Annotated in this window: 24 protein-coding genes and 1 pseudogene; 17 read left to right on the top strand and 8 right to left on the bottom strand. The window is 43.1% G+C overall.

The window, feature by feature from the left end; genetic code table 11:
- The first annotated feature begins 17 nt into the window (after positions 1–17).
- A complete protein-coding gene (locus BCT34_RS23575) occupies positions 18–302 on the top strand; it encodes a DUF134 domain-containing protein (RefSeq protein WP_076656719.1) in 285 nt (94 codons plus the stop codon).
- A gap of 3 nt (positions 303–305) precedes the next feature.
- Here the strand turns inward: BCT34_RS23575 and nqrM are convergent, their stop codons facing one another.
- Positions 306–503: a (Na+)-NQR maturation NqrM gene (gene nqrM / locus BCT34_RS23570; protein ID WP_076656717.1), complete on the bottom strand. Its 198-nt coding sequence runs from the start codon at positions 501–503 to the stop codon at positions 306–308.
- Positions 500–946, bottom strand: coding sequence for a NifB/NifX family molybdenum-iron cluster-binding protein (locus tag BCT34_RS23565; RefSeq protein WP_076656714.1), 447 nt, complete (start codon positions 944–946; stop codon positions 500–502). The genes nqrM and BCT34_RS23565 overlap by 4 nt, the downstream gene beginning before the upstream one ends.
- Positions 947–1,189: 243 nt before the next feature.
- Here BCT34_RS23565 and BCT34_RS23560 point away from each other — a divergent pair, with 243 nt between their 5' ends.
- Together BCT34_RS23560 and BCT34_RS23555 are read left to right on the top strand one after the other, a co-directional pair.
- Positions 1,190–1,912 (top strand): DUF1007 family protein, encoded by a 723-nt coding sequence (locus tag BCT34_RS23560; RefSeq protein WP_076656712.1) that lies wholly within the window; start codon positions 1,190–1,192, stop codon positions 1,910–1,912.
- Positions 1,913–1,986: 74 nt separating this feature from the next.
- Positions 1,987–3,102, top strand: a complete 1,116-nt coding sequence (locus tag BCT34_RS23555) for a nickel/cobalt transporter (RefSeq protein ID WP_076656710.1) — start codon at positions 1,987–1,989, stop codon at positions 3,100–3,102.
- A gap of 118 nt (positions 3,103–3,220) precedes the next feature.
- Here BCT34_RS23555 and BCT34_RS23550 read toward each other — a convergent pair whose 3' ends face one another.
- Positions 3,221–3,907, bottom strand: a complete 687-nt coding sequence (locus BCT34_RS23550) for an LrgB family protein (protein WP_174571167.1) — start codon at positions 3,905–3,907, stop codon at positions 3,221–3,223.
- Positions 3,904–4,299 carry a CidA/LrgA family protein gene (locus BCT34_RS23545; RefSeq protein WP_076656705.1) on the bottom strand — a complete coding sequence of 132 codons (396 nt, stop codon included), beginning with the start codon at positions 4,297–4,299 and terminating at the stop codon, positions 3,904–3,906. The genes BCT34_RS23550 and BCT34_RS23545 overlap by 4 nt, the downstream gene beginning before the upstream one ends.
- A gap of 105 nt (positions 4,300–4,404) precedes the next feature.
- Here BCT34_RS23545 and BCT34_RS23540 point away from each other — a divergent pair, with 105 nt between their 5' ends.
- Positions 4,405–5,292: a LysR family transcriptional regulator gene (locus BCT34_RS23540; protein WP_076656702.1), complete on the top strand. Its 888-nt coding sequence runs from the start codon at positions 4,405–4,407 to the stop codon at positions 5,290–5,292.
- 296 nt (positions 5,293–5,588) lie between these two features.
- On the top strand, positions 5,589–6,083 hold the full coding sequence (locus tag BCT34_RS23535; RefSeq protein WP_076656700.1) for a YcxB family protein: 495 nt from the start codon (positions 5,589–5,591) through the stop codon (positions 6,081–6,083).
- A 35-nt stretch (positions 6,084–6,118) separates the two neighbouring features.
- Here the strand turns inward: BCT34_RS23535 and BCT34_RS23530 are convergent, their stop codons facing one another.
- A complete protein-coding gene (locus BCT34_RS23530) occupies positions 6,119–7,048 on the bottom strand; it encodes a LysR family transcriptional regulator (protein ID WP_076656698.1) in 930 nt (309 codons plus the stop codon).
- 82 nt (positions 7,049–7,130) lie between these two features.
- Between BCT34_RS23530 and BCT34_RS23525 the strand changes: the two genes are divergently transcribed.
- From BCT34_RS23525 to BCT34_RS23500, 6 genes are all read left to right on the top strand, one after another.
- Positions 7,131–8,582, top strand: a complete 1,452-nt coding sequence (locus BCT34_RS23525; protein WP_241902745.1) for a sulfatase-like hydrolase/transferase — start codon at positions 7,131–7,133, stop codon at positions 8,580–8,582.
- Between the two features lie 76 nt (positions 8,583–8,658).
- A complete protein-coding gene (locus BCT34_RS23520; RefSeq protein WP_076656694.1) occupies positions 8,659–9,858 on the top strand; it encodes an anaerobic sulfatase maturase in 1,200 nt (399 codons plus the stop codon).
- Between the two features lie 108 nt (positions 9,859–9,966).
- Positions 9,967–10,647, top strand: a complete 681-nt coding sequence (locus tag BCT34_RS23515; protein ID WP_076656691.1) for a haloacid dehalogenase type II — start codon at positions 9,967–9,969, stop codon at positions 10,645–10,647.
- Between the two features lie 277 nt (positions 10,648–10,924).
- Entirely contained in the window at positions 10,925–12,967 is a 2,043-nt protein-coding gene (locus BCT34_RS23510; protein WP_102305875.1) for an FUSC family protein, read from the top strand.
- Between the two features lie 666 nt (positions 12,968–13,633).
- Positions 13,634–14,140, top strand: coding sequence for a YgjV family protein (locus BCT34_RS23505; protein WP_076656684.1), 507 nt, complete (start codon positions 13,634–13,636; stop codon positions 14,138–14,140).
- Between the two features lie 297 nt (positions 14,141–14,437).
- The gene (locus tag BCT34_RS23500) at positions 14,438–14,683 is read left to right on the top strand and encodes a hypothetical protein (protein ID WP_076657300.1); all 246 of its coding nucleotides are present in this window, start codon (positions 14,438–14,440) and stop codon (positions 14,681–14,683) included.
- A gap of 58 nt (positions 14,684–14,741) precedes the next feature.
- Here the strand turns inward: BCT34_RS23500 and BCT34_RS23495 are convergent, their stop codons facing one another.
- Positions 14,742–16,553: a PLP-dependent transferase gene (locus tag BCT34_RS23495; protein ID WP_076657302.1), complete on the bottom strand. Its 1,812-nt coding sequence runs from the start codon at positions 16,551–16,553 to the stop codon at positions 14,742–14,744.
- A 142-nt stretch (positions 16,554–16,695) separates the two neighbouring features.
- Between BCT34_RS23495 and BCT34_RS23490 the strand changes: the two genes are divergently transcribed.
- Positions 16,696–17,151, top strand: a complete 456-nt coding sequence (locus tag BCT34_RS23490) for an Lrp/AsnC family transcriptional regulator (protein ID WP_017085519.1) — start codon at positions 16,696–16,698, stop codon at positions 17,149–17,151.
- Between the two features lie 12 nt (positions 17,152–17,163).
- On the opposite strand, the gene BCT34_RS23485 is transcribed toward BCT34_RS23490, so the two are convergent.
- The gene (locus BCT34_RS23485; protein WP_076657303.1) at positions 17,164–17,655 is read right to left on the bottom strand and encodes a hypothetical protein; all 492 of its coding nucleotides are present in this window, start codon (positions 17,653–17,655) and stop codon (positions 17,164–17,166) included.
- A gap of 297 nt (positions 17,656–17,952) precedes the next feature.
- On the opposite strand from BCT34_RS23485, the gene BCT34_RS23480 reads away from it, so the two are divergent.
- Complete coding sequence (locus BCT34_RS23480) at positions 17,953–20,439, top strand: ATP-binding protein (RefSeq protein WP_076657305.1); 2,487 nt, start codon at positions 17,953–17,955, stop codon at positions 20,437–20,439.
- A gap of 12 nt (positions 20,440–20,451) precedes the next feature.
- Positions 20,452–20,760, top strand: coding sequence for an endo alpha-1,4 polygalactosaminidase (locus BCT34_RS23475; protein WP_347230773.1), 309 nt, complete (start codon positions 20,452–20,454; stop codon positions 20,758–20,760).
- Between the two features lie 128 nt (positions 20,761–20,888).
- Here the strand turns inward: BCT34_RS23475 and tnpA are convergent.
- Positions 20,889–21,076, bottom strand: a pseudogene (tnpA, locus tag BCT34_RS23470) (IS200/IS605 family transposase); the annotation flags it as partial.
- A 282-nt stretch (positions 21,077–21,358) separates the two neighbouring features.
- Here tnpA and BCT34_RS23465 point away from each other — a divergent pair.
- From BCT34_RS23465 to BCT34_RS23455, 3 genes are all read left to right on the top strand, one after another.
- Positions 21,359–22,975: an endonuclease gene (locus BCT34_RS23465; protein WP_076657307.1), complete on the top strand. Its 1,617-nt coding sequence runs from the start codon at positions 21,359–21,361 to the stop codon at positions 22,973–22,975.
- Between the two features lie 321 nt (positions 22,976–23,296).
- On the top strand, positions 23,297–23,794 hold the full coding sequence (gene folK, locus BCT34_RS23460) for a 2-amino-4-hydroxy-6-hydroxymethyldihydropteridine diphosphokinase (protein ID WP_076657308.1): 498 nt from the start codon (positions 23,297–23,299) through the stop codon (positions 23,792–23,794).
- Between the two features lie 113 nt (positions 23,795–23,907).
- Positions 23,908–24,077, top strand: a 170-nt coding sequence (locus BCT34_RS23455) for a dihydroneopterin aldolase (RefSeq protein ID WP_174571170.1), incomplete at its 3' end; no start/stop codon positions are given.

The following is a 24,077-nucleotide window of genomic DNA, read 5'->3' as shown; positions in this document are numbered from 1 at the left end:
GATTCCTAGAGATTGATATGGCTCGACCAAAAAAACATCGTCAGTTATGTACCCGCGCGGCTTATTCTTGTTTTAAGCCTAATGGCGTTCCTATGGACGAGCTTCATAAAGAAGAACTGTTATTGGAAGAGCTCGAAGCTTTGCGCTTGGCTGATCAAGAAGGCCTAAGCCAACTTGAAGCCGCTGAACAGATGCAGGTTTCTCGTCAAACGTTCGGCAACATCATCAAGCGTGCACGAGCTAAAGTCGCCAAGTGCATCGTCAACGGCCATGCGTTAGTGATTCAAGGCTCACAGCCCTGAACCTTAATTGGTTGGCTCAGTAATCTGATACAGCTTTCGGCTTTGCCCTTCACACACCTCTTTGCAATTACATTCACGCTCGATATCTAACTGCGCCAGTCCCCCGCAACTGCCTTTGATTGGCTTACGTGAAAAAATCACACCTATCGCCATCAGTGCAACGACTCCGATAAAGCCCAATAGCGTCAACAAGAAGGTCATGTGCGGATACCTCGAATTGGACCTAAGTGATTAGGCTGCGCCATAAGAATCGAAGCTTCTTTTCTGTGCCCTTTCTTACCGCATACTTTTTTAGTATGCCCGGTGTTTCTAGGCTCTCGGCCATAATCAAGATCGGTCACTTCTTGTAGATTGTCGAAGTCCAAAGTGCTGATTTCAGCCTTCGCTGTTGATGCCAAAACTCTAATATCGTGATTGAACAAGTGCGCTAGCATCCTCTTTCCGATGTGACGAACCACCACAGCCTTCACATCATAAGAACGGAGAACAGAGATCCATTGCTTCTTTTTATGGCAAGAAGTGTCGGACTCCATCAGAGGAACAAGCTGCTTTATTTGTCTTTGTTCATCGACAATGGCGATGTGTGGGGAGCGGGCAAAGTGATTGCCGACATGTAAGTCTCGACAAGGTACTGCGTATAACATAGTAACTTCCTGTTATTGATGATCAGGAGTTTAGAATACGCCTCATTATTGGCATATGCCAATAATAATTATGTGCAAAATTAGATTTACCAATTGCATTGATCAAATTGTATTTCGTTTGTCGTCCCTTTAATTCTCCAGTTTCAACAACAAAATGATGCAGACAAAACATGATACAAATTTGATGTGAACCACACGTCGAATTGTTATAGTATAACATTACACCGAATAACCAAGATTCCCATGAAACAGCCATTTATTCTTACAAAGGCACTGCTATGCCTCTCTTCACGATATGTATGTCGATTCTCAGCACGCTTACGCTCTGTTAAGCGTTTCCCCCTTTGGTTAGCACTCTTGTGTTTTGCTCCAAGTTTGCATGCACATCCCCACTCTTGGATTGAAATGAAGACTCACATCGAAGGTGAAAATGGCATGATCACCGGCTTCTCTATGGAGTGGTCTTTTGATGCCATGACCTCTATGTATATGTTGGGTGGTGAAGACGTTTCTCCCGAGAAAGAGGAAGAGACATTCAAAAACCTCGCGGCTTCAGTCATCAAAAACATGATGTACGAGCACTATTTCACCTATTTCTACGATGATGAAGAACCGATCAAATATCAGGTTGCTGAACACGCAAAGTTTGAGCGTGACAAAGCCAAAATGGTAATGACGTTTGACCTACCTCTTTCTAAGCCAAAACCCGTGACTCGCGACTCGCTCCGCATGTTGATTTTTGACCCGAGCTACTTTGTCGATATGTCTTGGATCTCAAATAGTGATGTCACCTTGTCTAATTCGCTCGCAAGGCAATGTCAGTTAGAGATCGTTGAGCCAAACCCCACACCGGAGCAGATGAGCTATGCGATGTCTTTGCCTGCCGACGCCGATCCAGACAACACACTAGGTCAGCTATTCACGCAGTCGGTTGAGCTTCATTGTGCTGCGGTTCCCGCATCTTAATGCAATGGTTCGTTTCTACTCATTAAGGCTCTCTACTCAATATGAGAATGAATTCTGATATAGGTTTTTGTGACATGCTGAAAAATCAAATTAAGACAAAATATTACCTGATGGGTATCGCCGCTTTTGTGTTGGTTGCGCTGGGTGCATACCAATTATGGACAATGTGGCCATCGTTAGTTATTTCTAGTATCCAATGGCAAAGAGAGGTCAACTCTGAACTTGCCGACCTGCTTTATGACGCGAAGTCAAACCCTTGGGGAGCGGGTAGCTATCTCATTGGGTTCAGCTTTATCTATGGCATGCTCCACTCACTCGGGCCGGGTCATGGCAAGGTGATCGTATCAACCTACTTAGCGACTCACCCAACCAAAGCAAAAGCCAGTTTAGTGCTTACGGTTGTCGCTGCATTTTTACAAGCGCTGGTCGCTATCTTGCTCGTCAGTGTATTGCTATGGGGTTTCAGTGCTTCTATGCGAGTAGTGAACGACAAAGCGAATATGTTTGTCTCACTAAGCTTTGCGTTAGTTGCCATAGTCGGTGCATTTATCTGTTGGAAGGCGCTGAAAAACATCTACACCACAATGCGCAAGCCAACACTGAAAGTGAAAAGCATCGCCGCACTAGCAGCAGATTCAACTTCTCCAATGTATGGGCTTTCACCAATGAAGAAAGGGACAACGATAGCGCTTCGCTCGTCTACCTCTGTTGCTTCCCCGATGTTGAATCCAGCGAGTGCGATAAAGTCGGCATCTCACTCCCATACCCATCATTCACACACCGACTGTGGATGCGGCCACCAGCATGTTGCCGATGCAGATGCGATCAATAAAGCCTCAACGCTGCGCGAATACGCAGGCATCATTATCACTATTGGCATAAGACCCTGTACTGGCGCGATTATGGTGCTGCTTTTTGCCAATATGGTTGGCTTATATTGGATGGGTGTCGTCAGTGCTTTTGCCATGGCAGTGGGCACTGCTTTCACGACCTCGATGATTGCAATAATGACACTAACAGGCAAAAACTTAGTAAAACGCTATTTGACGGCTGGTAATAAGAACAACAGTGCATCATTGAAAGCAGCAGGACACTACTTGCAACTGTTTGGTGGGATATTGCTTCTGTTAATCGGTCTACTGTTAATGAGTGGTCAAGACAACGGCATGTCGCCAGTGTTCACCATGTAGATTACGCGAAGTAAGTGTAAAACCAGCTTCATTTCGACGGTATATGACCAAACTCTTAAGTTCAGTCCTATACCGTTGAACAAGTCATTAACGTATCCAAATAGATACCGAACACGTCCTATACGACCAAACCAATCAAAGGCGCAATAAGCACAGTAACTACCCCTGAAAACAGCATGATCAGGCTAGCAATAGTACCTGCTTTGGAATGAATACCATAAGCAATCGCAGTACCAGATCCATGTGCAGAAGCTCCAAGGCCAGCACCTTTGCCATGTCGTGAACGAATTCTAAATAAATTCAACATCGTTTCACCAACAACAATACCGACAATGCCTGTCATGACCACAAATATTGAGGTGAGTTCTGGTTCGCCACCAATGGCTTTTGAAGCCACAACCGCAAAAGGTGTCGTGATTGAACGAACAGCTAAGCTTTTCTGTAAAAGTTCGGATAAGTGCAACCCTTTGCTCAGTAAAATCGTACTGAATAAAGCGGTCATTACCGCCATCACAACACCGATTGAAATGGACAACCAGTGATTTTTGAGCAGCTTTCTATTCTCATAAACAGGTATCGCAAAAGCGACAGTCGCGGGGCCTAACATCCAAACTAACCAATGTGATTCCTGAATGTAATCTTGATAGCTAATATTCAGCAGCAACAGCACAGTGACAATAAGCACAGGCACAGAAACTAAAGGGATCAACCAGACCTTGTTGAACCGACCATACAGTGATTTAGTACTGTAATAACCTAAGACCGTAAAAACAAAACATGAGATAGGTAGAAAAGAGTGCATTATCGATGACCTCTCAATTTTTTAATCTCGTAGCGATAGACGATATCAACCACCAATGCCGTCATAGATAAAACAAACATTGTGCTCACACCAATCACCAATACGATCTTCATCCCTTGCTGCTGAAAAAGGGTTTGATAATTAACAATGGCAATCACGGCCGGAATAAAGAACAACAGCATTTCCGCAATTAGCCAATTGGCTCCGGCTTTAAACCACTGCACTTTGACCACCTTAGCCAGTAACAAGAACAATAAAAAGAACATGCCAAACACATTGGACGGCAATGGTATATGCAAAGCCGATACAAGCCAGTCGGACAACAGCCATACAAGGCACAAAGCTGACACTTGTACGGTGGTCATACCAATATGTTTCAGGTTTAGCGGATTCATTGAAGAGTGCCATTCACTTAATTGTTGTTTAAATTATCAAACATTGAACAACCACACTCAAATGAATAAAATAAACACAAAGTATTCCAAAAAGGAATGTCGATTATGACCATGAAAGAGCTTCAGTACTTTGTTACTTTGATCCGAAGCAATAGCTTCACAAAGGCTTCTGAGCAGCTTTATGTCACTCAGCCGACCATAAGTAAAGCGCTCAAATCTCTCGAAAACACTTATGGACAAGCACTCATCTATCGTAATGGGCGAGACATTGCCCTAACAGACGCTGGCCAAATCGTATTTGAATACGCGCAATCCATTCTCTTTCAACAACAAGAACTTGAAGTTCGCCTCAATGACCTTCAGCAGCTCAAAAGTGGTAAAATAACTCTCGGCATTCCCCCAATGGTCGGGCATTTGTACACTCATCTTATTCAGCGTTTTTCTCAACGGTATCCTGATATTGAAGTGTCTATCGTAGAAAGCGGTAGCCGCAAATTAGAAGCAGCAGTACTTGAAGGAGAAATCGACATAGCAATAACAATGCTGTCCGAGCCAAACCCTAAGTTCAACACGTGGGCCATAGGGAACTATCCAATATTTGCAGTCCTGCCCAAAACAGAACAATGGCAACCTATCGAAAAACTCGATATTGCGGATCTCCAATCGTTAACGTTTTATCTATACAGCCCTGAATTCATTCTTTCAGAAGTCATCACAAAGATGTGTTTAGCCCACGGATTTACGCCCAAAATAGGAGTGAGAAGCAGCCAATGGGATTTTCTGGCCGCGATGGTAAAAAGCGGTTTAGGGGTAAGCTTTATGCCAGAACCTATCTGCAACAGGCTCAATCCCAACGACTATTGTTTCATTCAGGTTGAGCAAAACATACGCTGGGAACTAGCGGCAATTTGGAGCAATGAGCATTATGTATCGAGAGCGAGCCAAGCCATGTTAGACGTGATACGCAGTTCAGAGAAACAAGACTCCCAATAAGACGAGCTCCCTCTTAAACCCAAATACATTTTTAAGTAGTAACCCTTCGCTGCATAAGCACCGGATACTGAAACCTGTTAGCTGTTCTTAGCTTTACACGCACTATTTAAGAACGCTTCAATTAGCACTTTGGCTAATGTAGACGTATGACTATCGGTAGTATTAATTTACAAAAGAGAAATAAAACCGTTAAAGAAAAGTATCGACAAGAGATACAATGCCCGAGTTGCGAGATCGCAGCATGGAATACCCAACCACAGAAAGCCCATTCACAGAGAACATTAAAGTAGCCGCACATGTCTAAAGATTCCGGTTTCACCACAGAATACACCCTCGACAAGACGTTTTTCGCAGAGTGTTATGATCAAACAAGCGTCCCAACTCAATTTCCAAAAGCTTATTTGAAAGCGTTTTTATTTCTTATTTTTGGTTGGGTTTTACTTGAGTTTGAACTGTTACCGAGCGGTTATGTTGGCTGGTTCTTTATTGTTTTGAGTGTGATTGAAGCATTCAGTGTGTACTGCAAGAGAACATGGTGGTTGTGGCGACAAAGAATCAGCTCTGGCGCTGGCAGCAAAATCGTCTTTCAAGGTGATGTTAATGGAGTGAGTTACAAAAACCACAAAGCGACCAACACTATCGCGTGGAGTGACATCGACCAACTTGAGCAGACCGATCTCGGCTTTATTCTTCATATCGGTAAACAGCGCCAATATGTCAGCAAATCTTGCTTAACTGATGAGGCAATTGCGTTCATGATTGAACAGCACGAAGCATCGAAAGCAAACTAACATGATTTAATAGCAAGGACACTTTGCCGTCTTTGCTATTCATTGACGATGCGGTTCCCTATTTCAATCATCATCTCTTTCATCCAGTTATAGAAAGGGTCATCACTAAGCCCGATAGACCAGCACATAGAAATAGGAATGGGCTTTAACATTGGCAATGGGATGCTGTTGTAGCAGTTTTTGTCGTCAATGCTTTCAATAAACTTGCTAGGCCCAACCAGATAAGCGTCCGTTGATTTAACCGTTTCTAAAGCTAACCAGAGCGTCGTTTCGTCAAGCAGTACCGGACTCTCACCGATCAGCTCATCATATATGTTCTGATATCGATGCGAGCCTCGAATTTTGACAATGGGGAAACTGGAGAGAGACTGTTCCAGTTGGTCGGCATTAGAAAAAATCGCGTGTTCACGTCTCGCAACCAATGAACTCGACACCTCCCCGATTTCATGGGTCTCGAACCCAGAAAGGCCTTCTGGCAACGATCCTAACGCAAAGTTAATCTCACCCAAGGTCAATTTCTTTATATTCTCATAACTCCAACTCTTGCAGGTCACCGTTACATTGGGTGCATGCGTTGATACTTTTTTGATGACTTGAGCCATCCAATGAGGGCTTGCGTAATCTGAAAGCATGATAGTGACATTTTGTGTCACCTCACTTAAATCAAGCTCTTCTGAATCGACTAAATTTTTGAACTGATTACATAGCAGCTCGACTTTGGGATATAACTGAATCGCTTTTTGCGTGAGCACCAATTGGTTCCCAACTCTCACCAAAAGAGGATCATCAAACATCTCTCGAAGTTTTGATAATTGCTTACTAACAGCAGGTTGAGTGATAAACAACAGCTCTGAACTTTTAGAAATATGCTTTTGATCCAATAGAACAAGCAGTGTTTTTAGTAAGTTGAGATCAAGCGCTCTAATCTTTGAAAACTCACTATTCCTCATAGTTATACCCTTCATAAATATCCATCACTTCAAATTCTAAGCGCAGCCGTTATTCTTTTCAAAAGAAATCAATTAGAAATGGTCATTGGAGCAAAATATGATGAGAAAAAGCGTGTTAGCCACCGTTTTAGCCGGTGTACTGCCTTCCCTATCAGCAACGGCAACAGAACAACCCAATGTGGTCATTATGATGGTCGACAACTTGGGTTTTGGAGAGCTTCAATCGTATGGCAGTACACGAGGCGTCGCGACACCAAACCTAGATAAATTAGCAGAAGAAGGCATCAGGCTGACAAACTTTAATGTTGAGCCTCAATGTACTCCTACCCGTTCAGCATTCATGACCGGTAGACGTCCATTGAGAACGGCAACAACAGAGGTTGTTTGGGGCATGGACTACGGCATGGTGAACTGGGAGGTTACCATGGCAAATAAGTTTAAGGACCAGGGTTACAACACCGCAATGTATGGCAAGTGGCACCTTGGGGACACTGAAGGTCGTACACCTTTAGAGCAAGGGTTCGATGATTTCTTTGGGGTGCTTAATACTTCCGACGAATCACTCTATTCGTCACAACTCCACTTTGAAAACGAAGATGGGTACGTGCCAAAGATCCAAGACACCGTCGATGGAAAGACAAAAGATGTCATGGACTTTAATTTAGATACTCGTCGTACTATTGATGAACAAGTCACTCAACGAGCGATGACACACATCAGTCAACAATTAGAAAAAGGCAGTCCTTTCTTTACTTTTGTCTCCTTTACTCAGCCACATCTGCCTACAATTCCTCACCCAGATTTTGCAGGTGTGACAGGCAAAGGAGATTATGCCGATGTTTTGCATGAGATTGATTTTCGCGCAGGGCAAATTATCGACACCATTGATAAAGCCGATGCCAGAAAAGACACATTGATTATCTTTATGTCAGACAACGGCCCAGAGTGGCACTACCCTCATCATGGTATCGCGGCACCATGGAGAGGCAATTATTTTACAGCGCTTGAAGGTTCAATACGTGTGCCATTTATCGCTTCTATGCCAGGCACAGTGAAAGAAAAAAACGTCAGTAATGAAATTGTGCACGTTGTTGATGTAATGCCATCCATCGGCGAGCTTGTCGGCTATGAAATGCCATCAGATCGTCATATCGATGGTATTAACCAGTGGGCTCATCTGAAAGGCGACACGGAACAATCTAATCGTGATGGTTTTTATATCAGCAATGGACAAATAGTTCAGGCGTACAAATGGAATGATTGGAAATTGCATTTCTACGATCAAGATATTATGCCTGAAGCACCCGTTAAACGTCAGATTCCAGCCGTATACGATCTGTCTAGCGACCCTCAAGAAATGTATGACATGCGAGGCGATGGTGTCCGAATTTTCCCTACGATAGTGAAACGAAACGTCGCGATTCAGCGAAACCTTGCGGTAAGTTGTGACACCATTCCTTTTCCTGCTCCTATGGGGTACGAACCTGACTGCAAGGGCGTTGATTTCACTCAACATATACCAGACGGTTTTAGAAAAGCTGAAAAGTAATCACCATTTACACGACTGTCATTAACGTTAGGCAGGTAGGACATAAAACCCTACCTGCACAATCTGAGGAATAAATATGGAAGTGTCTAAGTCTGTTCATATTATGAGTAAACCAACGGGTTCTGTATGTAACCTAGATTGTGACTATTGCTTTTACCTTGAGAAAGAAAAGCTATACCCCGAGCGTAATACTAACTGGAAAATGTCGGATGAAACGCTAGAAATTTATATCAAGCAACACATATTGGCTCAGCATACTGACCATGTGACTTTTGCTTGGCAAGGAGGCGAACCTTTGATGATGGGGGTTGAGTTCTATAAGAAAGCCGTCCAATTGCAAAACAAATATGCGAAAGGAAAGTCCATAGAAAATACGCTGCAAACCAATGGCCTATTACTCAACAATGAATGGTGTGAATTTTTCAAAGCAAACCACTTTTTGATTGGTATTTCAATTGATGGACCTGAGCATCTTCACAACAAATACCGCACGAGTCGCTCTGGTAAAGGTTCTTATCGCAAGGTAGCGCAAGCCATCGATTTATTGCGTGCACATCGTGTTCAGTTCAACACTTTAACGGTCATTGGCAGCCACAATGTTGACCATGCATTGGAGGTATATCAACATTTAAAAGCTTTAGGTAGCGAAGTACATCAATATATTCCTTTAGTCGAAAGAACGGCAGCAAAGCCAACGTTAGAGGGTTTATATTTAGTTGACCCGGAGCATGATAGCTCAGCTAAGTTGACGGAATGGAGCGTACCGTCTCTAAAGTTTGGACAATTCCTCGCGACCATCTTTGACTATTGGGTGAAGCATGATGTTGGTCAGATATTCGTGCCTTATTTTGATAACACTCTCGCAGGTTGGGCGGGAGAACAAGGCAATATGTGCACAATGGCCCCACGGTGTGGCAGTGCATTTGCAATGGAAGCAAATGGAGACATCTACAATTGCGACCACTATGTTTATCCTGAGCATAAGCTAGGGAACATTCACTCAAAAACAATTAATGAAATGAACTTCAGCGCCCAAAACTACGAGTTTGGTATCAAGAAGAAAGAGCTCAGCGAAAAGTGTAAGCAGTGCTCATATATAAAACTCTGCAATGGCGGTTGCCCGAAGCAGCGCTTTATTCCTAGGGCGAATAGCGCCCCCGATAACTACCTTTGCGCAGGCTATGAATACTTCTTTCGCAGTAGCGAAGTAAAGATGAAAACAATGTGTGACTTATGGTTTGCTGGCCGATCTCCCGCAGAAGTGATGGCGCTTTAAACATCCAATTAAAGGCCGTGATACTGGGAATATTGATTCATTGTTGAAAACAGAATGATGAGAGCGGATTATGTAAGCATGACATTCAATTGATTCAAGGTTATTTGCATGAAAAGTGAAGTGATACTGTTTGATATAAACGAAACGGTTTTAAATTTGGAGTCATTACAACCCAAATTTAAAGCTGTGTTTGGACACGAGGATGCCCTATCGCTTTGGTTCTCAAAGCTTTTACACACTTCAACAGTTTGCATCGCAACAAACGTAAAATCGACTTTTGCTGAATTAGCGGGTGTAGCGCTCGAAGCTATAGCACAACGGTACAATTGTCATTTAACGGCCGAAAGTAAGAATGCCTTGTTAACTTCTTTTGCAAGTCTAGCTCCCCACAAGGATATTAAAGAATCTCTACATAAATTGCGTAAAAAAGGTTTCAAAACAGTCGCTTTTTCCAACTCATCCTTCGACCTCATAACGGCCCAAATCAAGAATTCAGGCTTAGAAGATTACTTCGATACAATAATTTCTGTCGAAGGCACTGGCAGTTTTAAGCCAAATTCAGATGTGTATAAATTTGCCGCAGAAACTTTAAAAGAACCTGTCGAAAACCTTCGACTTGTCGCTACTCACGATTGGGATACGCATGGTGCATTATCTGCTGGCTTACAAGCAGCCTATATAGATAGAACTGGTGTTGAGTATCATCCCTTATATTTGAAGCCAGAGATTCACTCAAAAACAATGAATGGTGTGGTGGAACAAATAATTAATCAGAATTTAGAAAAGTAAGCTCTCAAATACTTTCCCTCATTCTTGTATATGCTTTAGTGTTTGATATTCAAAACAAAAAAGGAATCTTCATACAAGCAGAGAGCCATGTCTGCGCTACTAACACGATAAGCCAAACTGTTTGACGATTGTCTATCGATGTAGCTTGGGTAAACTTTTAGTTTGTTGTGCTTCACTAGAAGTTTGTTGTGCTTCAATTTATCAATCTGTGATTGAAGCCAGCACTTGAAGAGGTTTGGCGTTACACTCAATAAGGTCGAATAAATAAAGTGGATCTATGACATTTTCTCCTGCCATTTTGCGTAAAGTCTGGTACTCCCCTTCCATTAACCTTGGGCTTCGTGCAACCACTGCCATTGTGTTGTTTCTTGGTTTAGGGGTGCTGTCTAATCAACCCGCTCTCGCAATGACCGCGTTAATGACTATGCCTGCGGCTTTAATTAGTGGTCTTGATGCGGCTGGCCCAAGGCGATGGACACGTTTTGCGATTACCGCAACCGCTTGGGGAATCACTCAAGCCGTCAGTTACGCTCTACTGATCAGCGAGCTGCCTTTATGGGTAACCTATGGCGCATTGGGCGCTTTGCTTGCCAGTGCCGCAGTCAATGGTCCATTCTGGGCGCGGCTAGGTATGTCGAGCCTTCTGGTTGCGGTTGTCACCCTCTCACTTCACAATTCCAACACAGCGCTAAGTTTGTACCCTATGTTGGTACTCGGACCTCTTACTTTTGCACTGTTTAGCTGGCTTTGGTTTGCCCTGTGGAAACACTATGCGTTGCGTGTGTGTCTATCCGCGATTTACGAAACGTTGGCAGACTACATCCAGTATCGCCAAGCATTCCTGCTAGGTAGCGAAAATGACGCACCGAAAAGACGCATCAAATACCAGCTCATCGAGTTGTTCCAACAGGCTCTTCAGTCCGAATCTTTTCGATCGAAACAAGAAGATGCAAGTTCGCTCCGACAAGCTTTGTTCCTCGCTCTCGATACATTTGAAGTGATACTAACCAGTCATACAAGTAACCCTGATCTACTAAGCCAGTTTCAGTCCAGTAAGCAAAAACGAGACTTGTTATTGGTTTGGAGCCAACATTGTCAGCAAAGACTAAGACACAAAGCTAAGCAGCTTTTGCACAACACACATGAAGAGATGAGGCACTTAAGCTCATTAGAGCAAGAAGCCAATGACTTGATTGAAGCGGTCAAGCTCGAAGACCAACCCCGGTTTCGTTATTGGGCATACGCCGTGAAGCACATCTCTCGTCGTATTGAGCTTAATGAGCCCGCTTATGAACGTTCTTTTGAAGTGCAGCCGTTCGAGTTGTCTTTTCGCCTACCAAGCCGAGGAAATCCGATTTGGCGCCATGTTACCCGTGTCGGTTTGATGTTCGCACTTGGCGCTGGGATTGCGGAATACTTTGAATTGATTCGCCCTGACTGGGTATTGATTTCGATGTTGATGGTGATTCAACCAAGCTTCTTGGCAACACGCAGTAAAACTTGGCAACGCTGTTTAGGTACTGCGCTTGGCGTGCTGTTCGCGACTTCTGTGATTCACATTGGCGTACCGGCGACCGCGATGTATACGCTAATTGTCATCCTCTTGCCCGTCGCTATGCTCAATATTATGCGCCATTACTCGTTAGCCATTGGCTGTATTACAGCGCTATTGATTTTGGTGTATCAAACCATGGCCCACCAAGGACTCGACTTTGCAGCGCCACGTTTAATCGACAACATAGTAGGTGGCGCAATTGTCTTACTCGGATATAGCTTGTTATGGCCACAATGGCGAGGCAAAGAGATCCACAATCAAGCGTTAAAAGCACTTGATAGTTCAAAAAACTTATTTGTATATTGCTATGAACAACTACAAATTGACACTGAACGACATGACCATATTGCACTAACCAAGCAACGTGCTGCCATGCTAACCGCAGAAAGCGACCTTGAGCTGATTTACAACGAAATGCAGCAAGAGCCAAAACATACTCGCGCCGATCCTCACTATTATGAAGATATGCTGAGTCACTATCGATTATTAAGCCATTACCTCTGCTTGCTGATTCCATTGGTTCGAAAAGGCACGCAATACCAAGGCACACAACAAGTCGAACGCTTAATTCATGATGCGATGGACGCGTTAATAAATACCATTCGAGATAATCGCGTCCATGAACTGCCAGCGCTAACCAATCAAACCGATGCCGAGCACCCCACTTCTACAACAGGTCAACGCTCAGTCGAAGAAATCATCTGGTTGGCACTGATGACAATAAAGCAAATGCACGATTTAGTGAGACGAAATCTTGAAAGCTAAAGCAATACCGTTTAAAGGCAGTCTTCGTCATTTTGAGGATTCTGGATCAATTAAATCAAACATTTACACAATCCCGATGATCTCAACCAATGAGTTAAGCTTTTTTGGTACATTAAATCCAATTCTGGCGATGATTCTTGATGCTACCTTAATGGGTGAGTCCTTTAGCTGAGTCCAAGTCGTCATTATGATTGTCATGGTCGCTAGCAATATCATTGCCCAGCTGATTGAGTACCGGAAAAACTTGCCGACAGAGCAAGTGATTATCAGTTACTAACTTTAGTTAATAATCCACCGACTTAGCCGCTTTCCTCAAAGTGGCGTCGAACAATTCCAACCTTCTCTTCTCTCTTTGCTTTGCTTTGCTTTGCTTAAAATAGTGAACGATTTCTTATAGCTTTAAATAGTAACAAAGCGTGATACCTCCTTTATTCTTTTTAGGTTTCCTATAGAATCATCGCAAACATCCAACGTGACCGGCTTAAGGAGTAAAGATGACTATATCCAACGTTCAAATTTTCTTTGCTTGCCACCCTTCACAAAGCCAAAGTAACGCAGTCGCAATTTACCTCCCCTGCAATAAATAACCCACGCTATAACGTTCATCCCCTGTTGGAATGAGCGACTCGAAGTTTTCTATATTACTTGGTTATTATTGGAGGGTGTATGTCCCTTTTTGTTGCCTCCCAAATATTGGTAGGCCTAGCTGCATTGTTCGACATTGCATCGTTCCAGTTCAAAAATCGAACGCTACTTTTATCTGCTTTATCTATATCAGCCCTGCTCATTGCCGCTCATTTTGCGCTACTTAAAGAATGGACGGCCGCATGCTTGTTGCTCGTAGGAGCATGCCGTTATTTTGCGGGAATTTTCATCGTAAGCCATAGAATCAAGTGGTTGTTCTATTTTGTAACGCTCCTGGGAACACTGCTAACATTCAATGGATTAACAAGCTTTCTTAGCTGCACAGCGTCTTTGTTGCACACCAAAGCATCATTCAGTAACAACGATAAATTAATGCGTTGGTTGATGGTTATTGGTACCGGAGTTTGGTGTGTACATGATGTTTTGGTCGGTTCGCCAGTCGCTGTCTTGATAGACGTACTATTCATCGTAAGTAGTGCGGTTGGATACTATCGAATTTACGTCAAAAAGCCGATTTTAGTCACTTAGGGATGGCTATTGATAGCCTCCTTTCACAACAACACGCGATTTGATTGCGGTAATTACACTAGCTTCTTATGGTTAAAATGCCGTATGGTACAAACAATAAAATTGAAGATTCCCCCGGGCATGCCCGGGGTACTTACCGTGACAACGCTAAAGCGTTGACCAAAATTACAAACAGCTTACGCTGTAATTTTGGAATTGGCATTCATCCACGGGTAAACCCGTGGTTTTCTGTATTCACAGAATAAAGACTCGCGGCCTCTGCCGCAGGTACTCTCCATTTAAACGAAAAGACTGACTATGAATTTTGATATCAATGCACTGAAGCACCACCAACTGGTCGAAGATGGTCAACTAGAGGGCTGCTACATTCATCAGCCTGTACAGGGCAGCCAGCCAGATGATGAAGCGGTTTTAGCCGAGCGACAAGCGCTGGAAAAGCTAGGACACAAGGTAGTGCAAGTTAAAGCGAAAGGCGGAACAACGACTTTCGCCGAGGCGATGCAAAAGTTTGCCAAGAAGACAGATCATCAAACCAAAGACTAAGAAATTGGTTAGAGATAAGCACCCTGCCGATTATTAAGTCAGCAGGGTGTTTTTTTATTTACTGAGTAAGTTGACTGAACTTCGGCAAGCTAGCCACAAACCTTTGGTGTACCTCCATGTAGGTTTGCACATAGATTTCGTCGATACGCTCATTACTTGGGAAGCTCGATGAGAAATCAACATGCTTACGATCAATCGACAATTTGGCTGCCTCGATAATATGAGCAATAAACATTCGAGGATCTTCCAAGCCGATTGAGATACGCATTGTGGTCGGTTTAATGCCGGCTTCATTGAGCGCGTCGTCGCTGAGTTCAGAGTGCGTGGTCAGTGCCGGACACAGCGCCACCGTATTGGTTTGCCCAAGGCTTACTTGCATACCGATAGCGGGTTCAAGCATGTCGAAGAACTGTTTAAATCCATCTCGATTGATTGGCGCGCGATTGCCGTTCCCTTCCATATCGATAGTAAACAGCGCGGCTGGCAGCCCCAAGTACATATTGTTCTGGCAATGTTCATAGTTATCGCTGTCAGGCAAAGCAGGACACGACACGTTGATGTCTGGGTGAGCATCAAAGATCTTCGCGAGCGTCAGTGTGTTAATGGTTTTCTGCACCACTCGCATCTCATAAGTTTTCATGCCATTAAGCACTTCAAACGCTTTATCTGCATCTAAGAATGCCCCTTTAATGTAATACACATTCCAAAACAGGGTTTCGTTCCAAGGAATGATCGCCTCATCGCCGTTGGTTTTGGTGAAAGTCACCTCCTCCCCTTTTGGAACAAACATGGTCTCGTTTCGTCCAATCACGACCCCAGCGGTTGTGGTACCCGAACCTGCCAGTTCTTTGGTGTAGGAATGAATCACATAATCTGGCCTTTCCATCACATCATCACGTTTAAGCACTGGGTGAAGCAACGGCGTGCCTACCGTCGAGTCGACAATCACATCCCAACCACGAACGTGACCAGCTTTACTGATACTAGCAACATCTAACACGTAGCCATGTGGGTTACACGGTGACTCAAGATAAACGTAGATCTTCTTACCCGCAGCGAGACGATCCGCGTATTTATCAGCAACCTCATCAAGGCGAGACGCAAACTCATCTCCCGAGTAACCATCGACCCACTCTACTGCCACATTCAGGTTGGACGGCTTGCCAAACCAATCTTCTAACAGCTGATAAGAACCGCCGTAGATATTACGTGAGGCCAACACAATGTCTTCATGCCCAAGTAAGTGACTCAACAACCCATCAATGGCTGCCATCCCAGAATTAAAGTTCCATGCGAGGTACTCGTTGGCTCTAGAACCAGCCTCAATGTCAACCATGTGGTTAGCCAGTGAAATCGATGTTGGGTTCAGCAGCCGAGAGTAAATATCGTGTAGCGGCTCTTTACCGTTGAACGCATCTTCTATCCATTCTGTACAAGCAAACAAATAGGTCGCAGTGCGCGTAATAACCGGGCTGGCAGAGAAAATAGCGGCGACATTATCGAAGATAGGATACGCGCCTTTAGACGCAAAATTCCCATTATTGGTGGCAATAGATTGGTAAGTGGTTCGCATCGGGTTTTGCAGGTTATCGAGGATCTTCGCGATCTGGAATGACAAGAAGCGTTTAGCGTTAAACCAAGCGATTCGGTCACTCTTGTCGAGTTCTGATAGGCCGTCAACCGTCAATGCCCAAAGATCGTGAGTCTTGGTATTGGCTTTGTACAGGGTCGTCGCCAGTTCAATCAGCGTGACGCCGTAATCACTGTTTGGGTCGATACCAAAGTGCTTCGCTTGCTCAATGGCAAGGGCTTCTGCTTGTTCGTGTTTGGTTGTTTTACGCAGTGGGCTAAGTTGAGTTGAAGTATTCATAATTCCTAAGTCATTCCATGCTTGTTGTTCCTTCTTTAATTGTAGTTTTGGGCAGATGTTAAAAATTGCTATTTGCGAAGTAAGACATAAACTTTGAGCAATAATATTGCCAAACAAACTTCAATATTGATGGAATATGCCAATGGACGAGATCGACAAGAAAATACTGGCTGAACTGCAAAGCAACGCTCGGCTCACCAATCAAGAGTTGGCCGATCGAGTGGCATTATCACCCTCTCCTTGCTTACGCCGAGTTCGAGCACTGGAGAAACAAGGGATCATTCGCGGCTATCACGCTAGCGTTGACCAAGAAGCATGCGGCTTACCTGTGAACGTGTTTGTATTGGTGAAACTTGAAAAGCCGACTGAAGAGAACATGCGAGATTTTGAGCTGCACATCGAAGTGATTGATGAAGTACTAGAGTGCTTTTTGATGACAGGCAATCACGACTACCTATTGCATGTGGTAAGTGAATCGCTCAAAAGCTACGAGCAGTTCATACGTAAACAACTAACTCGCCTACCCAATATTGCGTCTATTGAATCCAGCTTCGCATTTGGGCAGGTAAAGACAAAAACGAAACTGCCAGTCAGGTAAGTAAAGTCGCTTTTAAGTCAGCAAAAATGGCTTTTGACCTTGTGCTTGAGTACTTTCTAATAGCTGCGCTACTTCAAGAGTTATTTGGTCTACAACCTCTTTGACAAACACGGTTCTGTCATGACCAGACAATTCTATGGCGGCTCCGAGATTGGGGATTGCCCAGTGAAGCCTATTTGGTATGTGTGAACAAACCACGTTTACGCATTCAACAAACAAGTGACACTGCTCACTACTTGCTTGGTCACAAAGCGTAATCACGTAGTCGAATTTTTCATTGGTCTTTTTATATTCAAATACTGTTTTACTCTCGCCAATTATTGCAACGTCAAGCATGTTAGACAATTCGTCTAAGATAACTTTAGGGGTTTCACCTGGCTCAAAACCACAGCAGCTAGCTTGTATGATTCCATTAGATTGCTGCTCGACAACCGCTTTAGCGATAGCAGCTCTTACACCTTTCTTCACGCACACAAATAGAACTTTAATGGGAGTGGCATCCATATCTCACATACTCTTTTAATGACGTTCTTATATTAAACATAGATATTTAAGAGAGTTTTTCAACATCGTGAATGTTAAAGATAAAAGAGATGGCAGTATCTAGATAACCGCAACATTGGCATCGCGAATCTAGATTGTGATGAAGACGTTGGGCAATACCTCGGTTAGTCAATGACGAACAGAGTAGAAAAAATCATCGCCTAATGTATCTGAAAGAATAATAAAGCCGCTCATAAAGAAGATATCTATTCTATATTTTTTATATAAGCTAGAAAACAACATGGAATTCATTTAAGCATGACCAAGCTTTCTTCAATTAGCCCCAGAGTACTGCTTGTATTCTTTCTCTTGCTCACCTCATTGACGTACGGTGGCATTTCACTTTATGTCCTCTCTAGTCACAGCCAATCGACCGTTAAGCAACTGCAAAGCGGTAACAGTAGCTTTGAGCTAGAGTCTGCTAAAATTTTTATGGAGAAGTACCTCGAGGTTGCTGAAGACCGTATTATTTTAGCTTCGCAATACCAAGAAGTCATCGACGCAGCATCGGGCTCAAATATAGAGCGCCTATCATTTAATCTAGAGCGATTCAAAGGACAGAATCAATCGATGCAATTTGCTGTGCGAGATCGCACCGGCCAATTGTTGTTTGAAGACACTTTTCGCCACCCGGCATCAAAGCAAGAGCAAGCCATCTTTGATGCCATCGCTAATCAAGAAGTCGATGATCGTATTCTGTACCTTTTGCACGATGACACCAATCATATTTGTATCAAACTATTTATGCCTTTACTCCAAGGCAGTGATTTCGTGGGAGTACTATATGGCGAAACTGCAGTCGATTACGATGAATTCTTTGGTTCGTTTGTCACGAATCGAGAACGTTGGTACGAGCTTAGTCAAGTCAGCTCGCCGATCGCTTCCCTCATCGAAACTGATGACACGCATACGCACTCACATAGCCACGATTCACACACACCATTTAAGAATAAATACACTGAAGAAGACTGGATTTTGACTCAAACGGCTTTAACTAGAGGAGATTTGGTATTAACCCAAGGGGTAAGCAGCTCATTCGTTAACGATCAGCTCTTAAGCTTACAAAAGGAGCTGTTAAATGGGCTTTTGATCGTCTTGGCACTCAGCTCTATTTTAGTGTTTTTTATCGGACAAAAACTGTTCGTTAATCCCCACAAAGAACTGGCAGGCTCCAAAAAGCAACTAGAAGAATCCAACGAACGGTTAGCAGAGCAAGAGCGTGAAAGTCACCTTCTTGCCACCGTTGTCAAGACAGCCAGAGACGGCGTTGTTATTACAGATAATAAAGGGCGTATAGAATGGGTAAACCGTGCTTTTGAAAGAATGACAGGTTATCGCTTAGACTCAATCAAAGGGTTAAGACCAGGCTCATTTCTACAAGGTGAAGGAACTTCTGTTAGCACGGCAAGCCGAATAGGCTCTGCGATTCGACAGGGGAATCAAGTTAAAGCGGAAATATTGAATTACGCGATCGACAAAACGCCCTATTGGATTGATATTGATATCGTACCTTTGCGTAACATTGAAGGTGAAGTTGAACGTTTTATCGCAATTGAACGTGATATCACAGAATTTAAGAAGCTTGAGAAGGAATTAGAGGAACAGGCAAATAATGCGCGCCAAGCGAATGATGCAAAATCACTATTTTTGGCGACAATGAGCCATGAAATTAGAACTCCGATGAATGGCTTACTTGGTATTCTACAGATGCTTGTTGAGGATTTGGAAAAAGCTGAGCAAAGGGAGGTTCTTCAGTTAGCACTTGACTCAGGCGAGCACTTAATTGCCATACTTAATGATATTTTAGACTTAGCCAAAATAGAAAATGACAGTTTAGAAATTGATCCACACTCATTCAAAATGTACGACATCACTAACCCCGTATTAAACACTTACCAGACCTTGTGTTCAGAGAAAGGGATTGAGTTTTCTTTGCTGAATGATTGTGATGCCTCCTGCTCGTACAAAGGCGATTCCGTTCGAATTCGACAGGTCATTCTCAACTTAGTTGGAAATGCACTCAAGTTTACTAAATATGGGTCAATCAACGTCACAATCAAACCTTTGGGTAATTCTTTGATTGAGTTTGCAGTAGAAGATAGCGGCATCGGGATCCCTAGTGAGAGGCTGAATTCAATTTTCAATGAATTTGAGCAAGCGGATGTATCGACAACAAGAAATTATGGTGGCACCGGGCTTGGCCTAGCGATTTCTCACAAGCTCGTCACTTTAATGAAAGGCCAGCTCAATGTGAAAAGTGAGCTTGGTATAGGAAGCCGCTTCAGTTTTGTTATAAACCTACCCGCGGTTGCGGTTGAACATCAGAAAAGTCCAACAAAACAGGAAGTAGACCTAACTCCTTTTAGAGTCTTAGTGACGGATGACAATAAAATGAACCGTATCATCGCCAACGGTTTTCTAGATAAATTAAACGTTGAGTGTGTTACCTGTGATAACGGGTATGACACGTTAACGCACCTAGAAACGGGGCATTTTAACTTAGCGATTATTGATAACCACATGCCGAAAATGAATGGTTTAGAAACAGTTCGCAAAATACGACAAGCTGGCCATGTTGATCTTGTTATTTTTGGCTGGACTGCCGATATCATGCAAACATCTACCCAAGCTTTCATTGAGGCAGGCGCAAATGAAGTGCTAACTAAACCACTAATTAAGTCTGACTTAGTAGAAGCCCTTTCTCGTTACCTCAAAAAAATTAAAAAGGTAGATAGAGCAAGCTAGCCGTCGTTTGCTCTGTATTATTTATGCAATATAAATAGCACTACCTTTTATCTACATTTCAAAGTCGCTAACTCTCTAAGTGAACTGGTCGAGTACTTTGACTTTGCTGTTAACGAACAATGTTTTGAGTACAACGAATGTGATGCACTGCTGCCTTTTATTAATCACGGCAAGCCTGTTTTAACAGCTGAATACTTAGATAGGTATGTCAACAGCTCTAGTGAGAGAGCAGCAATATGCCAAGAATCTAGGGACAACCAATTTAGTACCCTAATCTTGCCCCTTGATTTAAAAGATAGTTTTAGGTTTAGCTGTTTGTAAGGCGTCCAATAATTATCATATAAAATATCCGCCTTCATAGAAGGCGGTTTTGCTTTATAACCCCTTAGAAGTGGGCATCCACGCTATCAGCTCTTAAATAACTGCAGTTGTTGTTCATACACTATGTCCTATTTATCTTGGTGTCGTACATATCGTCGAATGACTTCTCCATTCACACCGACGTATCGACAAAATACCCTCTAGCCCAAAAGTGATTTCCCCATAGTTTCTTACGTATATGTGGAAATTTATTGAAAAGTCTAATTGATGTTCGGCCCTTTAAAACACCTAACAAACTCGAGAGTGATAACTTGGGTATTTCTTCAGGCTATAGTAGAGGTTACATTTACTGTAGGCAGGGCTTGTGGATAAGTGCTTATTTTGGGTTCATCTTGGCTTTCCCCTGAAAGCCAAGATGAAATTTTTTCAATAATCTAGCGCGCAAAAGCATTAGGTAGGTTGATACCACACTGCTTTACATCACACATATTAATAAAAGTAATACTGCTTACATTTATAAATGTGATGTTTATCTCCATTCATCTTTTGATTACTTTCTAAGCTTAGTTGATTTTTATCCGATTAAACAGAAGGTTATATGATAAATAGAATAATAACACTAAGTGGCGTTGCATTACTTTGTTCAGCGAGTGCGCATGCACAAATCCAAAATGGAAGTTTCGAAAACTGGGAAGGAAACGTACCATCTGGATGGAGTGTAATTGATTCCGGCATTGCGGTATCACCCTCTACCGACCCTGTCAATAACGGCAGTTTCTCTGCGCAAGTAACCGTGAATACAGGCACTCAAAGTAATACTGATTTTCTGCAAACAATAAGTGTTGAACAAGGGAAAACTTATGATTTCTCTGTCGATGTTTACCACACGGAAGGCAACGTGAAAGCTCGCCTTTTTGTTGATGGCTATTTGGGTTACTCCAATAATGGTTTAACGAATCAGTGGCAGGCATTGACTCACTCGTACAGTGCTACGAGCACCAAAGACATTGTTGTGGGCGTACGATTTTATGATGATGCCGGTTTTGATGGTTCGGAAGTGGTGTATTTAGATAACTTTCAGCCTACGGAGGCTCCACCAACACAAAGCTGCAATGACACAAGTGCCGCACTCACGCTCGTGACGGATAACTATGGTTCTGAAACCAGTTGGTCTCTTAAAAACTCAGTTTCTCAAACTCTTTATTCTGGTTCGGACTATAAAAGTAACACCATCAATGAAGTGGAAGTGTGTTTAGCGGATGGTAGCTACACCCTAGAAGTCTCAGACTCTTATGGAGATGGAATGTGCTGCAGTGTGGGGAATGGTTCATACAGTTTGTCGGTAAACGGAATCATTGTGGCATCTGGTGGTGATTTCCAAGCAAGTCAGAGTACAGAGTTTACGATTGGTGGCTCAACTACACCACCGACTGAACCACCAGTTTTAGGTGAATATTACAAAGACGCTGAAGGCAAAGTGGGCTTTGCGTTAAAAACGGCCTTATATCAAATTATTGATAATCATAATAGTCAGGGTTACACCGCTATTTGGACATTAGTGTCTGAGGCTGACTTAGACGCATACTATGACACTGATGGGTCGATTCTCGATATGTATTCGGAGAAACCTTCAGGCTCAGATTCAATCCAATTTACTAAGGTGGTCGATCAATGTGGTCAATACAGCAAAGAAGGTGATTGCTACAACCGTGAGCACTCATTCCCGAAAAGCTGGTTTGGTGGGAAAGTCGAGCCAATGAACTCTGACGGTCACCATTTATTTGCCACTGACGGCTACGTTAACTCGAAACGTAGTAATTGGCCATTTGGTGAGGTAAGTAGTGCGGCATACACATCAAGCAATGGTTCTAAGTTAGGCAGTGCAACGAACTCTCTTGGTTATGTCGGTACGGTTTTTGAGCCAATTGATGAGTTTAAAGGTGATTTCGCAAGAGCATATTTCTACATGGCAACACGCTATGAAAATGAAATCGCTAATTGGGAAGGGAACTCTACAAGCTCTGATGCTGTTCTGGATGGGACCAATACAACCGTTTTTGAACCTTGGCTACTTACTATGCTAAAGCGTTGGCATTCTGAAGATCCAGTGAGCCAAAAAGAAATCGACCGAAATAAGGCGGTACATGATTTCCAAGGGAATCGTAATCCGTTTATTGACCATCCAGAATTTGTAAGCCAAATCTGGGGAAATTAATCGGAATATAACCACCATGACAATGGTTTCATGATTATTGAATTGAGCCCAATCCTTTGTTTGGGCTTTTTCATTTACCTTTAGCTTTCTGGTAAATGCTAATTTAGGGGGAAGCTGTAGTTCATTTATGCCCAGAACCTTCATAGGCTGAGTTTTTACTCGTGGCACTTTCTAGCTCACAAGTTCCCTTTGTTCTGACTCAAAACAGGCAAAATTTGCGGCAGAACCGTATTTTCTTTTATCTTCGTGCCTCTAAGAAGGAAACATAGCTGATCTTCATTGCGAGTTAGACGTATAGGCTCCTTAAAAGGAAGGAAAACTATGGCCAACGTCTATGTCAGTATCGGCAGCAACATTAACCGAGAACATCACGTCACAGAATCTCTCAAAGCATTGCATGACCGCTTTGCACCGCTAAAAATTTCTAAATTCTACGATTGCGAGCCTGTCGGTTTTGAAGGGGACAATTTTCTTAACCTAGTCGTTGGGTTCGAATGTGACCTCCCTGTCGCCGAGTTGGTTCAGGTTCTGCATCAAATAGAATCAGAAAACGATCGCAAGCGTCAGACCAAAGCCTATGCTTCACGCACGATGGATATCGACATCCTTCTTTATGATAAACAAGTCGGCATTATAGATGGAGTCGAGCTGCCTAGAGGCGAAATCACCGAGTACGCTTTTGTGCTCAGGCCGTTAGTTGATATTGCGGCGCAGGAACGTCACCCCACGCTAGACATAACCTTCCAGCAGCTCTGGAACAACTTCGACCAAGCGAGTCAAAAAACCGAACCCATCCCTTTTGAGCTTAGTTTCACTTGACCTCTGTACGGCGGCAACAGCAACGACACAAATTCTTAATCGCTTGAACTTTACTGATCTTTTCTTAAAACAAGCACGTAACTGACTTCACTTTCTAAGGACTGGACACTGTTATGAACCACAACGCCATTATCACCATTACAAATCTCAGACTTAGAACCTTCATCGGCTTTAATGAAGAAGAAAAGTCGAAGCAGCAAGACATCGTCATCAATGCAGAAATCCACTACCCCGCTAACAACCTTTGCCTGTCTGATGATGTAGACTGTAGTGGCATAGTGAA

The sequence above is a fragment of the Vibrio sp. 10N.261.45.E2 genome (genome assembly GCF_002875705.1).
Lineage (GTDB): Bacteria > Pseudomonadota > Gammaproteobacteria > Enterobacterales > Vibrionaceae > Vibrio.
The sequence above is the reverse complement of the archived record's forward strand: the minus strand, read 5'-3'. Positions and strand labels throughout refer to the sequence as shown.

Bases quoted from the DNA above. Each gene is read 5' to 3' on its own strand.
- BCT34_RS23545 (WP_076656705.1), bottom strand. From the start codon at position 4,299: ATGAATCCGCTAAACCTGAAACATATTGGTATGACCACCGTACAAGTG.
- BCT34_RS23510 (WP_102305875.1), top strand. From the start codon at position 10,925: ATGACATTTTCTCCTGCCATTTTGCGTAAAGTCTGGTACTCCCCTTCC.
- folK (WP_076657308.1), top strand. From the start codon at position 23,297: ATGGCCAACGTCTATGTCAGTATCGGCAGCAACATTAACCGAGAACAT.
- BCT34_RS23565 (WP_076656714.1), bottom strand. From the start codon at position 946: ATGTTATACGCAGTACCTTGTCGAGACTTACATGTCGGCAATCACTTT.
- BCT34_RS23505 (WP_076656684.1), top strand. From the start codon at position 13,634: ATGTCCCTTTTTGTTGCCTCCCAAATATTGGTAGGCCTAGCTGCATTG.
- BCT34_RS23485 (WP_076657303.1), bottom strand. From the start codon at position 17,655: ATGGATGCCACTCCCATTAAAGTTCTATTTGTGTGCGTGAAGAAAGGT.
- BCT34_RS23575 (WP_076656719.1), top strand. From the start codon at position 18: ATGGCTCGACCAAAAAAACATCGTCAGTTATGTACCCGCGCGGCTTAT.
- BCT34_RS23530 (WP_076656698.1), bottom strand. From the start codon at position 7,048: ATGAAGGGTATAACTATGAGGAATAGTGAGTTTTCAAAGATTAGAGCG.
- BCT34_RS23465 (WP_076657307.1), top strand. From the start codon at position 21,359: ATGATAAATAGAATAATAACACTAAGTGGCGTTGCATTACTTTGTTCA.
- nqrM (WP_076656717.1), bottom strand. From the start codon at position 503: ATGACCTTCTTGTTGACGCTATTGGGCTTTATCGGAGTCGTTGCACTG.
- BCT34_RS23495 (WP_076657302.1), bottom strand. From the start codon at position 16,553: ATGAATACTTCAACTCAACTTAGCCCACTGCGTAAAACAACCAAACAC.
- BCT34_RS23560 (WP_076656712.1), top strand. From the start codon at position 1,190: ATGAAACAGCCATTTATTCTTACAAAGGCACTGCTATGCCTCTCTTCA.
- BCT34_RS23535 (WP_076656700.1), top strand. From the start codon at position 5,589: ATGTCTAAAGATTCCGGTTTCACCACAGAATACACCCTCGACAAGACG.
- BCT34_RS23540 (WP_076656702.1), top strand. From the start codon at position 4,405: ATGACCATGAAAGAGCTTCAGTACTTTGTTACTTTGATCCGAAGCAAT.
- BCT34_RS23490 (WP_017085519.1), top strand. From the start codon at position 16,696: ATGGACGAGATCGACAAGAAAATACTGGCTGAACTGCAAAGCAACGCT.
- BCT34_RS23525 (WP_241902745.1), top strand. From the start codon at position 7,131: ATGATGAGAAAAAGCGTGTTAGCCACCGTTTTAGCCGGTGTACTGCCT.
- BCT34_RS23520 (WP_076656694.1), top strand. From the start codon at position 8,659: ATGGAAGTGTCTAAGTCTGTTCATATTATGAGTAAACCAACGGGTTCT.
- BCT34_RS23500 (WP_076657300.1), top strand. From the start codon at position 14,438: ATGAATTTTGATATCAATGCACTGAAGCACCACCAACTGGTCGAAGAT.
- BCT34_RS23515 (WP_076656691.1), top strand. From the start codon at position 9,967: ATGAAAAGTGAAGTGATACTGTTTGATATAAACGAAACGGTTTTAAAT.
- BCT34_RS23555 (WP_076656710.1), top strand. From the start codon at position 1,987: ATGCTGAAAAATCAAATTAAGACAAAATATTACCTGATGGGTATCGCC.
- BCT34_RS23480 (WP_076657305.1), top strand. From the start codon at position 17,953: ATGACCAAGCTTTCTTCAATTAGCCCCAGAGTACTGCTTGTATTCTTT.